13 protein-coding genes and 1 tRNA gene are annotated in these 13,880 nt (G+C 35.5%); 3 read left to right on the top strand and 11 right to left on the bottom strand.

Going from position 1 to position 13,880, the window contains the following annotated elements; translation table 11 throughout:
- Together G3A46_RS14255 and G3A46_RS08795 are read right to left on the bottom strand one after the other, a co-directional pair.
- Positions 1-205: hypothetical protein (locus G3A46_RS14255; RefSeq protein ID WP_206735993.1), on the bottom strand; the 205-nt coding region annotated here is incomplete at its 3' end.
- Between the two features lie 10 nt (positions 206-215).
- Positions 216-3,647, bottom strand: coding sequence for an RHS repeat protein (locus G3A46_RS08795; RefSeq protein ID WP_165148968.1), 3,432 nt, complete (start codon positions 3,645-3,647; stop codon positions 216-218).
- Positions 3,648-4,015: 368 nt separating this feature from the next.
- Here G3A46_RS08795 and G3A46_RS08800 point away from each other — a divergent pair, with 368 nt between their 5' ends.
- From G3A46_RS08800 to G3A46_RS08805, 3 genes are read left to right on the top strand one after another with little or no spacing between them, the layout of a single operon-like run.
- The gene (locus G3A46_RS08800; RefSeq protein ID WP_165148971.1) at positions 4,016-4,171 is read left to right on the top strand and encodes a prepilin-type N-terminal cleavage/methylation domain-containing protein; all 156 of its coding nucleotides are present in this window, start codon (positions 4,016-4,018) and stop codon (positions 4,169-4,171) included.
- Positions 4,172-4,199: 28 nt separating this feature from the next.
- Positions 4,200-4,481: a transposase gene (locus G3A46_RS14350; protein ID WP_241836877.1), complete on the top strand. Its 282-nt coding sequence runs from the start codon at positions 4,200-4,202 to the stop codon at positions 4,479-4,481.
- Positions 4,439-5,362 (top strand): IS3 family transposase, encoded by a 924-nt coding sequence (locus tag G3A46_RS08805; protein WP_241836883.1) that lies wholly within the window; start codon positions 4,439-4,441, stop codon positions 5,360-5,362. The genes G3A46_RS14350 and G3A46_RS08805 overlap by 43 nt, the downstream gene beginning before the upstream one ends.
- Before the next feature lie 60 nt (positions 5,363-5,422).
- On the opposite strand, the gene G3A46_RS08810 is transcribed toward G3A46_RS08805, so the two are convergent.
- The 9 genes from G3A46_RS08810 to trxA form a co-directional block, all read right to left on the bottom strand.
- Positions 5,423-6,619 carry an IS256 family transposase gene (locus G3A46_RS08810; RefSeq protein ID WP_165148977.1) on the bottom strand — a complete coding sequence of 399 codons (1,197 nt, stop codon included), beginning with the start codon at positions 6,617-6,619 and terminating at the stop codon, positions 5,423-5,425.
- A 113-nt stretch (positions 6,620-6,732) separates the two neighbouring features.
- On the bottom strand, positions 6,733-7,653 hold the full coding sequence (locus tag G3A46_RS08815; protein ID WP_165148980.1) for a leucine-rich repeat protein: 921 nt from the start codon (positions 7,651-7,653) through the stop codon (positions 6,733-6,735).
- A 9-nt stretch (positions 7,654-7,662) separates the two neighbouring features.
- Positions 7,663-8,583 carry an RHS repeat-associated core domain-containing protein gene (locus G3A46_RS08820; protein ID WP_165148983.1) on the bottom strand — a complete coding sequence of 307 codons (921 nt, stop codon included), beginning with the start codon at positions 8,581-8,583 and terminating at the stop codon, positions 7,663-7,665.
- 720 nt (positions 8,584-9,303) lie between these two features.
- Positions 9,304-10,524 carry a site-specific integrase gene (locus G3A46_RS08825; protein ID WP_165148986.1) on the bottom strand — a complete coding sequence of 407 codons (1,221 nt, stop codon included), beginning with the start codon at positions 10,522-10,524 and terminating at the stop codon, positions 9,304-9,306.
- Positions 10,525-10,754: 230 nt separating this feature from the next.
- Positions 10,755-10,828, bottom strand: a tRNA-Asp gene (locus G3A46_RS08830).
- A 258-nt stretch (positions 10,829-11,086) separates the two neighbouring features.
- The gene (locus G3A46_RS08835) at positions 11,087-12,016 is read right to left on the bottom strand and encodes a DUF58 domain-containing protein (protein ID WP_165148989.1); all 930 of its coding nucleotides are present in this window, start codon (positions 12,014-12,016) and stop codon (positions 11,087-11,089) included.
- Between the two features lie 183 nt (positions 12,017-12,199).
- Positions 12,200-12,655, bottom strand: coding sequence for a copper resistance protein NlpE (locus tag G3A46_RS08840; protein ID WP_165148992.1), 456 nt, complete (start codon positions 12,653-12,655; stop codon positions 12,200-12,202).
- 70 nt (positions 12,656-12,725) lie between these two features.
- Positions 12,726-13,271: an ATP-dependent Clp protease proteolytic subunit gene (locus tag G3A46_RS08845; RefSeq protein ID WP_165148995.1), complete on the bottom strand. Its 546-nt coding sequence runs from the start codon at positions 13,269-13,271 to the stop codon at positions 12,726-12,728.
- Positions 13,272-13,428: 157 nt separating this feature from the next.
- On the bottom strand, positions 13,429-13,746 hold the full coding sequence (gene trxA, locus G3A46_RS08850) for a thioredoxin (protein ID WP_068761863.1): 318 nt from the start codon (positions 13,744-13,746) through the stop codon (positions 13,429-13,431).
- Between the last annotated feature and the right edge of the window lie 134 nt (positions 13,747-13,880).

Raw genomic sequence — 13,880 nt, forward strand, 5'->3', positions numbered from 1 at the left:
CGTCGTAATAAACGATGTTCTCTATCTTCTTGTCGTTGTTTGAAGGGGAATTTGCCGCGTTGATAGCCACAACCTGTGCTTCGTTAAGTTCGGTCTGGTAGCTTATCTGCCGGACGTAGTTCTGGTCATGGGTGGGGCTGGTCTGCCCGAGGGCCACCAACGGAAACAAAAAGAGAAATAGCAGGGTGTACAAAAAATATCTCATATTTGGATGGTTAGTCGTTTATATAGTGGTATTGGTTCTCGCTCAGGACGTTATTGTCCATATCTTTTACGAATTGGAGTCTGCCGAAGTCATCATATTTATAGGTCATGGTATAACCTTTAGGATCTGTAATTGAAGTCACACCTACCAATGGGCTATAGGTATAGGTGAAAACCTGGGTATTTGGCAGTAAAGCACGGAGGTTATTGAGGGCTGCTAAATTTGTTTCGTCGTATGTTAACAAGGTGGCAACCGAGATATTTAATGCAGAAGCAATTGCTTGATTCGAAGCATTTTCAATCTTTGCTATAGGATACTGCTTTCCATAACCCCATATATAAGAAGTGAACACTCCATCCTTAGATTGTATTTGTGTAGGCTTACCTTCATCAATTAAATAAGAGACTTCAAGCTTATAATCTGATGGTACATAATTAGGGCCGTTATGGGAGCCAACACCTTTGTTGTAACGGTAGGTGTTCTTTATGTTCCCCGCAGTATCATACTCATAAAACTCTCCGACCACTTTTGTGGTGCCGTTTTTAACTTCCTTGCTGATTGGGAGACCATCGGGGATGGTTACTGGTAGTGGTGGTGTAATCGAAGAGTCTCTAGTATACTTGTAGTCGGTCATAATAACCTCCCCATTGTCGTTGTTCAGCACATAGCCCGTGATCTCACCGCCGTTGACTAAAGCTGTAAAGCGAGTGTCGATAATCTCCCTTATGACCAAAAGTGGAGAAGTCTTATAAATATATTTTTTGACAGTTGTAACAGGTTTCAATTCATTATTATGCTTTAAGAATTGTGTAGTGATAGTAGAGTCCGGTACTCGCCAACCGCCCCTATAATACTGAGTTCCTGTGTTGTTGCTGTAGTCACCGTATGGCCAGTCATCTGACCATACTAAAGTTTGTCCCCCAACTTGATATATGCAAGTTTTAGTCCTATCGTTTACGTAAGGTGTGTCTTGCGTTGATGGAACTGCGAATGTTAAATTGTAATCAAATATTCCTGATGATTTAAAATCAGTTTGTTCAACGGATTGGATGTTTCCGTCCTTATCAAATACCTCTTTTCGGTATAACTCCCCTCCATAAACATTCCTAAAAGATCTGTTTGCCATATAATACTCCTTAATCATCCCTTGTGCTCCAGAGCCAAGTTTCTCTATTTCCACTTCAGAGTAGCAATATCCATTAACAACATTTGTATTTGGCATCCATTGTCTTTCAGGAGTAAAAATATCTTGTCCCCCCAATGTTTGAATATTATTAGCCGTTTGAACGGGATTTAGGATTATATCTGAATCATACTTATACTTTGTGTGATTATAGGTGTTTCCATCAACATCTACATCTTTAATTTCCTTTATACGAAGACCACCAAAATAGTGTTTTTGGAAAATCACATTCCCAGAACTATTCACCGCTTTTTTATTCCAATCAAGGTTTAATAACATTGGATAGTCATCTGATCCGTTATAGGGTGAGGCCGAACCGCCAAGTTTCATCATAATAATATATTTATCCGTATTTGGAGAAGGATTAAAGTCCATATAATTAGGCGTAGTTGAATTTGATTCTTTAATAGGTTCTTGTGCGACAATAACCCCCACTTTACTATAATCAATAGGATCATCTAATAATTCTCCAAAGTACTCATATATATACAACACTGGTTGTTCAAGGGTTCCTTGACAATCAGAACAAGGGCAATCGGGACAGATGGAACTGGGGTCTAAAATTAGTCGAATTCGACCAACAACATTATCCATTTTTACCAATTGGCTATATACATAAGGGTAAATCCCATTGTAAGGAGTACTGGTACCTTCATTAAAATGATTGGTCATCAAAAAACTACGGGTCTCAAGCAATGGTTCTTGATCATTTATTCCAATTGCATTAGCTTCATATGAAAATTCTGTTTTCCCACCAGTTGGATACTCTATCTTTATCAATGAACCTATTTTGAGAAAAGGCTCCGAATAATATCTGTCAGACAATTTTTCATATGCTGGATACTCATGTATAGTATACTGCATTGTATAAGAATATTTACGATTAAGGGTAAATTCAGTTTTTGGTAAAAGAGATGTGTTTTTTGGATAGTCTCGACCATTATAATATCCTTTATAATCCTTTCCAAATGAATTGGGGTTAGGTAAACCGAAGTAGTTGCTGGGGTCATAAGTAAACTTATAAGATGGCTTCCATTTATTGTTGTATCCTTTTTCCTGGATTTGAGTGAGTTTCAAACGTGGATCACCATCAAAAACGTCATAAGTAAAATGAAATTCCTTTTCTTTGTTTTGAATTCTGTCCCTTATGATTATCCTGTCAATGCGTTCATCCCATCCCGATACACTTTTACCATTGACGGGACCATTGGTATATACGAATTCCACTTCCACATTGTCAGTTCGAATAAAGCGCACCAATTGATTCTTGGTCTCATTGTCAATTCTGGTAGCGGTAACCCTATGATCAAACTTAAAAGCAGCACCTTCATTTATCGAACCGAAAGGAGCTCCTACTCCACATTCCCACTCTGGTGCCGACACCAATTGTTGTGAAGCAAGATTGTATCCATAATCAAAATCATACTCATCATATATAAAATTAATGGTTTTACCATTTTTGGTCGAAATACTGCTGAGCATCCATCCCACATTATCCTCAGTCCGATTACTTGTAAATTGATCCCCTCCTTCAATAAAAGTATTTGTCACGACTTTATTTTTCTCTAGGGTATTAAAATAATATTTATTTCCATATATGTCATTAAATTCAAAATTATTTTCATCCACGCTTCCCAATAGCAAATTATCTTTATAGTCTCCCTTAATAATATCCCCGTTAGGTTTAAATACAAAAGTGTTTGAGTAACTAAGAAAACTGTAATTAAAATTATCAGGGAAGTTATCGTGTGATTCTATAAAAGGTTTTAATATATTATTCCTGTTATATTTAACGCTATAATCGAAAGGATCATTTTGCTCCATCCATTCGTCAAAATGACTTTTCCCATTAGCATTATTTATCACCCATCCAAAATTTCCAGAAGCACTAAAATCATTAAGATCATTGATTGTCCTAGAAATCATACCCCCCGCATTGAGGGTCCATTTTAACCCCACAGTTGAGGATACATCATCAACTTTTATTCCTGAGGCATTATAACTGAGGGTAATAGGCACCTGAACCCCATCCTCTTCAATAGTAAAAATTGGAATGGAAATGATAGGCAGTCCAGTAGAAGCGTTTACGGGCATATTTCCATAATGCATAAAATTGGCCGCATTGGGCGTAGGAGGAACAATATTCGCATAAGGATCTGTGAAATAGGAATTAAAATTGTTGCCATCAGAATTCTGAGCGAATGCCCCTAGGAAAGAAAAGAGCATAATTACGAGGAGTGAAATAAACTGGTTTCTCATTGGGTATACTTTTTTGGTTGTTAAATATGGATGCTCCACTTGGCAACTTGAAACCAAGAGAACAATCTTATAAAATTTATTAAAAAGGGGAAAGTTTCAAATATATAAAAATTAAGATTTTATTAACAAATAAAAGAAGATTTTTTCAATGAAATGCATCCTAATAAATAATGTAGATTTTTGTTCAAAATTTCAATTTAAGATACAAATATCTGTATTTAAACTGTTTATAAAATTTTTCTTTCTTTTTAGGAGCCATTTCAATTTTTAAATTTTTTTCGAAAGAATTTTTAGTTATGAAAATTTTAATACTTTATTATAGTTATTATATATTTGGATATTATTGAATCAGTAAGATGTAATTTGAGATGAAATTTAAAAAAGTAAAAGCCTTTACCCTAAACGAAATGCTAATGGTATTGGCTATTATTGGCATTCTTTTGCTATTGGCCCTTCCTACATTTATGCCCCTCATTTCGAAGACAAAGGCACATGGAGTGTCTATATTTGTTGTGACAACTTAATTAAGCCCTAAATGATTAAATTTAACATATGGCAAGAAAACATGAAAACGATTTTAAGGTTCTAATCGTAGAATTAGTAAAATCAGGCAGACCAATTAAAGAGGTATGTACTGAGTACGATCTAAATGACAGTATGGTAAGGCGATGGAGAAGAGAATACGAAGCTAAATCAGGTGACTTTACTAAGAAAAAGGAGTTGTCTCAAGAAGAAATAGAATTGAAGGCCTTGAAAAAGGAGCTTCGAGAAATAACCATGGAACGCGATATATTAAAAAAGGCAGTAAGCATCTTCTCCAAGAACGACAGGTGAGGTATCAATTTATTTCAAATAACATTGATAACTATACAGTCGAGAGGATGTGTAAATGCATGGACGTTAGTAGAAACGCTTATTATAATTGGGAAAAAACAAAAGATCAGATTCTTGAGAAAGCATCTGGTGTTCTATTGAAAGAACACATACGTTTGATTTTTAATAGAAGCAGACAAATCTATGGTAGTTATAGAATTCAAAAAGCGCTGGAGAGAGAAAAGCTTTTCTATAGTCGTTCATATATAGCCATATTAATGAAAGAAATGGGTTTGAAGAGTGTTTTAAGAAGAAGGCACAAAATAACAACGGACTCCAATCATTCATTTGGGATTTCAGAAAACAAGCTAAATAGGGAGTTTGATAGCTCGAAACTTGGGCAGAAATGGGTCTCTGACATAACATACATTAGAGTTAACAATGATTGGAACTACTTAACGACAATAATAGATTTGGCTGATAGGAAAGTCATAGGTTGGTCATTAAGTGAGGATATGACTACCGAAAATACGATTATCAAAGCATGGCTTCACGCTAGATCAAGCAGAACTATTAGTCCTGGGCTTATTTTTCATTCGGATCGTGGAGTACAATATGCATGTAATAAAATGGTTAACCTCTTTTCTTTCAACAAAAAAGTTGTCCAGAGCATGAGTAGAAAAGGAAATTGCAGGGACAATGCTGTGGCTGAGAGCTTTTTTAAAACAATTAAAAATGAATGGTTATACCGTTTTAAATACACCACTTACTCCCAATTGCATAGTTCTGTAGAAGATTATATAAACTGGTATAATAATGAAAGACTACATTCATCTCTAGGGTATATTTCCCCTCTAGAAATGGAAATTAAATTAAGAGGGAAAACTAATAAAGTGGCTTAAAAAAAATGTCAGACACTATCCCGTAAAGTGTGTAAGTTAAAAATCGAGGGTTTGGCTTTTTTAAAGTTGAACCCTTTTTTCAAATATAGTTAAAAATTGGTTTAAAATAATGCCCCAGTTTCTAATGGGCATAGACCATTTCTTAGTTGCCTCTCTAAGGGCTAAAAAAGTAGACTTCATAACAGCCTCATCCGTTGGAAATGAGAGCTTGTTTTTAGTGTATTTCCTAATTTTTCCATTAAGGTTTTCAATAAGGTTGGTAGTGTAAATGATTTTCCTGATTTCGATAGGGAATTCATAGAAAGCGGTAAGTTCTTCCCAGTTATCATTCCAGCTTTTAATAGCATATGAGTACTTGTGCTCCCATTTTTTAGCAAAGTCCTCCAGAGCTGCTTTAGCGGCGCTCTTGGTGGGTGCATCGTAGATGCTTTTCATGTCCTTTGTAAATTCCTTCTTGTCTTTCCAAACCACATAGCGACAAGCATTTCTAATTTGATGCACCACGCAGATTTGGGTTTTAGATTCAGGAAAAACGTTTTTAATGGTATCGGTAAAGCCGTTAAGATTGTCTGTGGCCGTGATAAGCAGATCCTGAACGCCTCTGGCCTTAATATCGGTTAGCACACTCATCCAAAAGGCTGCCGATTCATTCTTGCCCAACCAAAGTCCCAAGACTTCCTTTTTACCATCTCTGCGCAGTCCTACGGCAATGTACATGGTTTTGTTGATGACCTTGGAGTTCTCCCGAACCTTAAATACAATACCATCCATCCAAGTAATTAGATATACAGGTTCCAATGGTCTGTTCTGCCAGGCAACAATATCATTGGTGACTTTATCCGTGATGCGGGATATGGTGGATGTAGACACATCAAAATTGTAAACTTCTCGGATTTGTTCTTCTATATCTGAATTACTCATGCCCTTAGCATAAAGGCTGATAATCACGTTTTCTATGCCATCAACCATGTTGGTGCGTTTTGGAACAAGCATGGGATTAAAAGAGGCTTCCCGGTCTCTGGGAACTTTAATATTAGTCTCGCCCAATGCTGTTTTTATCTTTTTGGAAGCATAGCCGTTACGGGTATTGCTGTTATCAGATTGTTGGTGTCTATCATAATCCAGATGAGCATCAAGTTCGCCTTCGAGCATCTTTTCAATATCTCGCTTTTGGATGGACTTTAGAAAGGAGGTCAGTTCGCCTCCTGTTTTGAACTGCTTTAAAAAATCGTCGTTTAGAAAATCTTCTTTCTTCATAAGTGTGTAAATTTTAAAACCTGTCTGCCGACAGGCAAGATTAAACAAAAAAATATCGAGGGTTGCAACCCTCGATATTTTATACTTTACACACTTTGTGAGATACTACCTTTTTATTTTTTACGAAAAATATTTGCTACAACATCTGGCACCTCAAACCCTAAATCCTGTGGTTTGTGAGTATAATGTCTTCTATTTTTAAATATAGCTTTTTTTAGTTTAGCCTTTTGAAATAAGTATTCTAAGTTATTCAAATTACCGTCTTTAATATTCGTATTGTCAGAGAAAAATATTTCTTCCAAATTACTGAGTGAGTTAAGATATACTATAGATGATAGACTCCCTATATTGTTGAACGATAAATGTTGTAATTTCTGTAAATTATTTACTGGTTTAAGAGTAGTCAAATTCTTACAATCATCTAAGCGTAATTCCCGTAGACTTGTTAATTCATTTATCTTTTCTATGTCTTCAAGATACACACAACCCGTGAGGTCGAGCTTTGTTAAATTTTTTAAACGACTAATTCCTTGTAAGTTAATAATAGTAGCATAATATAAGGATAGCGAGTGCAACTTCTTTAAATTGGATATTTCGATAATCTCATATTTATCATAATTGTCTATTCGTAATTTAAGCAATGACAAAGTATCAAATATTGTTTCGCTCCCCCGTATCCCCCAAACAAAAGAGCATTCCTGTAAATTTTTGAAAGATTGAAAATCTAGTTCTCCTTTTAATTTATGTTCAATGTTTAAAGTTTTTAAATTTGTTAATATCTGGATAGGGGATATGTCTTTTATGATTGAACTTATAATTGTTAATCCCTCTATAAAATCAAATTTGCGCAAAAAGTCGAGATGATTTTCTTTAAAAAAATTAGAATTAATCTCTAAATTATTAATGCTATCTTTTTTCATAATCTGGATAGCTCCATTATAATCATCAGAGTTAAGGATTAATGCGTTGTTCGACTTTCTAAATAAAAACCCTTTATACTCTATTGGAAGTCTTTCCTCTATTTTTAAATTCATATTCACTAATTAAAAAATACTACCATAATTTGTTATTCCTAAATTTAATCGTACATTTCTTGCTGGGCTTACAGGAAAAATCTTATTAGCAGTACCAAGCTTTCCACCAAGATGATTCATCATAATTGTTTCTTGTACTTCAAGAAAAATACTGTTACCAGACAAAGGTTTAAAATAAACTTGCCCCCCAATTCTACCAGCATTATAATGGCTATTAAGCCTTGAGGCAATACTTACATTTGATTTACCAACGTAAGGCAGCATTCCTCTTGTAGCATCATCAAAAACATATAAGCCACTAACTCCGTCAACATCATCTATGTGATTAAGGGCTTGAAAACCATATTTTGACAATTGATTAACGCTTTTATTGGTGGTTTGAAAGGCCGTAGAAATCGCTCTCGCTCCTCCAGAAATTCCCAATGTTCCAATTAATTGGGGTGGTTCATCATAACCCAAATCATTCCAAAGCATACCACCGTTTAGAGCCCATACTAAATTGCTCGCAACATCATAAAAAGATAATGACGTACCCTGTAATGTGCCAAGGTCTACGGCATCAAGAGCGAAACCATCATTAAGATCAAGTTCATATTCTCCTGAAAGATAATTGAATACAGTGGATTCCCCTTGATTACAAGGCGGATTAGGGCAGTCCGAACCCCCATCAGGGTCGATATTTGAAATAGGATTATTCCCCATTCCCATATAAGGCGATGCATATTGCCCATAAGGGTCAGTAGTTAACCACCTACCAATCCTCGCATCCCAGAGCCTAAGCTCGAACGCCTCCATTCCGGTCTCCGCATCTTTCTCCTGCCCTTGGTAGGCGTAGCGGTACGCGCCCTCCTGGTTTCTGTTTGGCATCGGCATCCCGAAGGGATAGTAATCTTTATACGCCAGCCTCAATAAATAAAAGAACTTTCCCATTATTAAGGAGTTATAAAGTTACACTTTTAGTTCAAAAACCGTCAAAAAAATCAGGTCTTTTATCTTATTTTTTCTCCCTAATCTCGGACATCATTATTACTCTGTTTATCTTGTTTCAAATTTTAATAGAGTATGATTTTGGTAGGAATGGATATTGACGTTTAAAATAAAGGAGTTTAATTGGTAAACAATTACTCGATTATTAAAATACTACTACCAACGTTTTTCGGCCTTATATCTCCAAAAAGCATACAACCACAGTGAATCGCTATATCATTATATAGAAAATCTCTTAATAATACATGTCTGCCAAACAGCTCAACAGAACCTGTAATGGCATCCTGCTGACAAGAAAGACCGTCCACCATAAATTCACGAAAGCTTCCGACATTACTGAAAAACAATACTGTTCCTATTAGTTTCTAAAGTAGATCCTTGAGAGCTGAATATCGGAAAATATGGATAAGGTACCCGAAAGATCATTGCCAAGGCACGGTAAATAAGAGGTGCCGGATCTCATAAATAATAAGTTTAACCAGTAAAAATCCCATCTTCTTAGAAGGTGGCTTTGGCTAGCTCCCATAGGAGGCCAATAAGGCCAGTTCTGAAAAATGAAACTTCTTGAAGGTTCAACTTATGGAGGCGCCCGTTTTTCCAACATACTGAACAAAAAGGCATAATTATCAGAACATTTCCACCTGCAAAGCAGGTGGAATTTCATTAGCCAATCTTTGACTTGAGAAGCGCCATATCATCACTAACTTTTCTCTCAACGACCCTCGCATAGATCTGAGTAGTGGACAATTTAGTATGTCCTAATAATTTAGATACAGTTTCTATTGGAACACCATTACTCAAAGTTACCGTAGTAGCAAAGGTATGACGGGCCATATGGAAAGTTAGGTTTTTTTTGATACCACACAAATCAGCTATTTCCTTTAAGTAACTGTTCAGTTTTTGATTGGATAACTTGGGCAAAAGATTCGATGTATTATTGGTTCGATAGTGGTCTTTGTATTTATCTATTAAGTTTGCAGCTTTAGGCAGAAGTGGGATTTTAAACGGCGCACCTGTTTTTACTCTTTTAGCCATTATCCAAGGGCTGCCGTCGATGCCGGTAACAATATTATTTTCAGTTAACTGAACAATATCTACGTAGGAAATACCGGTATAACAGCTAAAAACAAACAAATCTTTCACTACCGCAAGACGTTCTATAGAAGAAGACAATTCTTCAATACTCAATAATTCAAAGTTGGTAAGAAAACTGCGTTCCTTCTTTTCTATTTTCATTTTAAAATTGACAAAGGGGTCTCTTTCAATCCATTTCATTCGGTAGGCAAGAGTAACCATTCTACGTAAACGTTTAATATGCTTCATTGCAGTATTATTGCCAATTTTGGATTGACCATTCTTTGGTATATACGAACGTAGGAAATCTTCAAACCCTATTATAAAGCTGTATTCGAGATTGGAAAGTGGGAAGTCTGTCAGTTTGTATTCTTTTAAAATAAATTCCAACATATACCGCTGACTGGTCTTATATTGAGACATCGTATTCTTATGCAATTTGTGTTGCATCTTTTCATTGTAGTAGTCAACAAGGTTTTGAAAGGAAAAACGTGTTTTGTCCTCGCCCAAAAATTTGGCTTTAACCATCTGGGAAGTAAAAGGCACTTCTTCCCTCTTGAAATCTTCGTAAATCCTATATACCTTAGATTGTACTTCGTTTAAATAAAGATTGAGAATACGGGAATCTTTATCGGTTCCATTTGCTCTTTGTAATTTCTCATCCCAAGTAGAAACGTTGATTTTCCTTTTGAGACTGATATTAACACGTTTGCCGTTTAAGGTAACCCGAACGTAGATATTTGCTTTGTTGTTTACGGCACGTTTTCCGTATACCCAAAACAATATTGAAAATGTTGATGAAGTTCGCATAGTTGTCGTCTTTAATGGTTAAACATTTATTGAGACGAAAGTCAAATCAACTTTACTAATATGAGCAAGTTACGTTATTCTGTCAACATAATCGAAGATAAAAAAATATGTTGACGATTTGTGACCTTTTAGATGCAAATGATATGAAATTATATGATTGCCCTAAAAACATAAAACCTTGCAAATCATAAGATTTACAAGGTTTTGAGGGTTTTTGATAACCCCTTTAGCGGTCTGGACGAGACTCGAACTCGCGACCCCCTGCGTGACAGGCAGGTATTCTAACCAACTGAACTACCAGACCAATTTTTTCAATCTTCCTTTCGGGAGACCCTAACAACAGTTAGGCATTGTGAAAAATTGTTACCAATACATTTTGGAACTTGTTCCTTGCTGTATTAAGCGGTGGCAAATATACTACTCCAATTCGTTTTCACAAACTATTTTTTGAAAAAAATTAAAAAAATATTTCTTTTAATTGCAATTCGCTAGTTTTCAGTGAGTATCAAACGGTTTAAATTTCACAAAAAACCCACTGCTACCGATAGTAGACGATATTTTATCATCCAAACTTCTGCCGTTCTACCAAATAAGTGGTCAAAATCTTATTAAAGCTCTCGTTGGTATCTGCTAAAACGTACTTTATACGGTATTGTGCACAACGCAATTCTAGTTCTTTAAAATAATTTTGAACTGCTTCTTCGTATTGCTCCTTTATATTTTCGGCGTAAAGGTTTACATATTCGCCAGTCTCAACATCTACAAAACGTTTAGGGCGATTGGAAAAATCGAAATTTACTTCCCGCTTCTTATCGAATGTATGGAATAGAATTACTTCGTGTTTGTTGTATTTTAAATGTTGAAGTGCTTCAAATAGTTTTTCTTCTTCAGTGTCGTTTTGAAACATATCAGTAAATAGAAACACTAAAGAACGTCTCTTAAGCTTTTCAGCGATTAAATGCAGATGCTCATAGGTTTTAGTCTGTGCTTTCTCTTTAGGTGAAAGCAAGGCTTCATTTAGCTTTTGAAGCAGCATTTGATGATGGCGCTCGCTTCCTTTTTCCGATGCGTAAAATTCGTACTCATCACTATAAATACTTAACCCAACGGCATCACGTTGGCGTTTCATTAAATTCATAATAGCTGCTGAAGCTAAAACCGAAAATCCAATTTTGTTTAATGAGTTGATGTTAAACTGCTTGAGTTTTGGGTAGTGCATTGAGCTACTATTGTCTACAATTAAGTGACATCGCAAATTTGTTTCCTCCTCGTAGCGCTTAGTATAGAGTTTGTCTGTTTTAGCGAACAACTTCCAATCTATATGCTTGGTGCTTTCGCCATTATTGTAAATTTTATGCTCTGCGAATTCTGCGGAAAATCCGTGAAATGGACTCTTATGAAGTCCAGAAATAAAGCCTTCTACCACTTGTTTTGCAAGTAGCTCGAGGTTTTTAAAACCTACAATCTCGTTTATTTCTTTTTCTATATCCATATTGTCAATCAGAGCAAAGTTGAATAGGTATGTATTTTACTGAATCTGCGCTTAAAAGCAGTTTTATAATATTTGGAAATTTTAAAATTACTTAGCCATGGTTATTAATTAATAATCTTTATGACACAAGGTTTACTCGTATCATAAAGATTATAAAAAAGGACTTATTTTAAAGCTAGAATTTTATTTTTTCTTCAAAATATAAAAATCAGCTAATTCACCTTCTGCCATCTCTCCGTTAGCGTTCAGCATTGTAATTTGGTTTTCACCTACTTTATATTGTGAAGTTTCTTCACCATTCTTTAGAATTACTTTTGATCCTGCTTCATCCCAAGAGAAAGTACCGTTATTTTTAAATTCTTCGGTGTTTTCTGGGCCTTTAAGGTAGGTTTGAGAGATTGTGTAGGTATTGTCTTCTTTTAGTTCAATAACTGTTTTAATACCCTCGCAGTCTGCACATGGAAGCGTTCCTTCGTAAACACCAGACCAGTCTAGTGAGTTTTGAGAATTGTGCTCGTCCACAACATCCGAAACTACTTCATCAATGGTTTCTGCATTAATTACTTCTTTTTTTTCTTCATTTTTACAGCCAACCAATGTTATCATGGCTAAACCAAAAACGAATAATGTCTTTTTCATGTTTGTTTTTTTATGTGATTTGTATTTTCAATCTATTTTCAAGTTTTATACCGAAAATGTATTAAAAGAATTATTTTAAAATTCCATCTACTATCCCGTAAGCTACTGATTCTTCAGCGTCCATCCAATGATCACGGTTGAAGTCTTTCATTACTTTTTCAAAATCCTGTCCGCAATTATCTGCTAGAATTCTAGCGCTTATTTCTTTTGTTTTTAAAATTTCTTGAGCAGTAATTTCAATATCGCTTGCAACTCCACGAGCTCCACCGCTTGGTTGGTGAATCATAACTCTAGCGTGTGGCTGAATAAATCGCTTGCCTTTTTCACCTGCAGATAGTAAAATACTACCCATTGAAGCTGCTAATCCTGTACAAATTGTTGAAACGGGGCTATTAATTTCCTTCAGCATATCATAGATAGAAAAACCTGAAGTTACATAGCCTCCTGGGCTATTGATATAAAACTTAATTTCGTCGTGGTTTAAGGCGTCTAAGTACAATAACCTATCTACAACGTGTTTGGCACTTTTGTCGTCCACCATTCCCCAAAGGAATACTTTGCGTTCCTCTAATAGTTTATTTTCAATTTTATCCTGTACTTTATCTGTTTTTTTCATATTTATTGGTCTGTCCCCTCGAGCGCAGTCGAGAGGTTTTTGATACTTGTTTTTTTTTAATGAGGTCTCGACTGCGCTCGACCAGACATTCTACTAATATAAAAAAAGGCTTAGCGATATGCCAAGCCTTTTAGTGATTTATTTTTTTGCTTAATGATTACAAAAGTGAATCAATCGCTTCTGCATAAACATTTTTAGGAGCAACGCCTACTTGACGTCCTACTACTTCACCATTTTGGAATACCAAAACAGTTGGGATGTTTCTTACACCGTATTTTGCAGCAAACTCTTGGTTTGCATCTACGTCAACTTTTCCTACAACAGCTTTCCCGTCATATTCTTTGCTTATTTCCTCAATGATTGGTCCTACCATTCGGCAAGGTCCACACCAGGCTGCCCAAAAGTCAACCAATACAGGCTTATCGCTTTTTAAAACTGTTTCTTCGAATGTTGCGTCTGTTATTTCTAATGCCATAATCTTAATTTTTAATGAATTTCAAAAATAGTTATTTTTTTCGCTATAAAACACTTCTTAATATATGTTTAGGAAATGCAAGTATTGTTTATTTCTATTGTTGTTTTGTACTCAGACGTCAGCCTACGAAAAAC

This window comes from Aequorivita sp. KMM 9714 (assembly GCF_011065475.1).
Taxonomy (GTDB): domain Bacteria; phylum Bacteroidota; class Bacteroidia; order Flavobacteriales; family Flavobacteriaceae; genus Aequorivita; species Aequorivita sinensis.

What these genes read in the sequence shown, in the direction of transcription:
- G3A46_RS14350 (WP_241836877.1), top strand. Translation starts at nt 4,200, where the DNA reads ATGGCAAGAAAACATGAAAACGATTTTAAGGTTCTAATCGTAGAATTA.
- G3A46_RS08845 (WP_165148995.1), bottom strand. Translation starts at nt 13,271, where the DNA reads ATGAAAAAAACAGATAAAGTACAGGATAAAATTGAAAATAAACTATTA.
- G3A46_RS08815 (WP_165148980.1), bottom strand. Translation starts at nt 7,653, where the DNA reads ATGAATTTAAAAATAGAGGAAAGACTTCCAATAGAGTATAAAGGGTTT.
- G3A46_RS08820 (WP_165148983.1), bottom strand. Translation starts at nt 8,583, where the DNA reads ATGGGAAAGTTCTTTTATTTATTGAGGCTGGCGTATAAAGATTACTAT.
- trxA (WP_068761863.1), bottom strand. Translation starts at nt 13,746, where the DNA reads ATGGCATTAGAAATAACAGACGCAACATTCGAAGAAACAGTTTTAAAA.
- G3A46_RS08835 (WP_165148989.1), bottom strand. Translation starts at nt 12,016, where the DNA reads ATGGATATAGAAAAAGAAATAAACGAGATTGTAGGTTTTAAAAACCTC.
- G3A46_RS08800 (WP_165148971.1), top strand. Translation starts at nt 4,016, where the DNA reads ATGAAATTTAAAAAAGTAAAAGCCTTTACCCTAAACGAAATGCTAATG.
- G3A46_RS08825 (WP_165148986.1), bottom strand. Translation starts at nt 10,524, where the DNA reads ATGCGAACTTCATCAACATTTTCAATATTGTTTTGGGTATACGGAAAA.
- G3A46_RS08795 (WP_165148968.1), bottom strand. Translation starts at nt 3,647, where the DNA reads ATGAGAAACCAGTTTATTTCACTCCTCGTAATTATGCTCTTTTCTTTC.
- G3A46_RS08810 (WP_165148977.1), bottom strand. Translation starts at nt 6,619, where the DNA reads ATGAAGAAAGAAGATTTTCTAAACGACGATTTTTTAAAGCAGTTCAAA.
- G3A46_RS08840 (WP_165148992.1), bottom strand. Translation starts at nt 12,655, where the DNA reads ATGAAAAAGACATTATTCGTTTTTGGTTTAGCCATGATAACATTGGTT.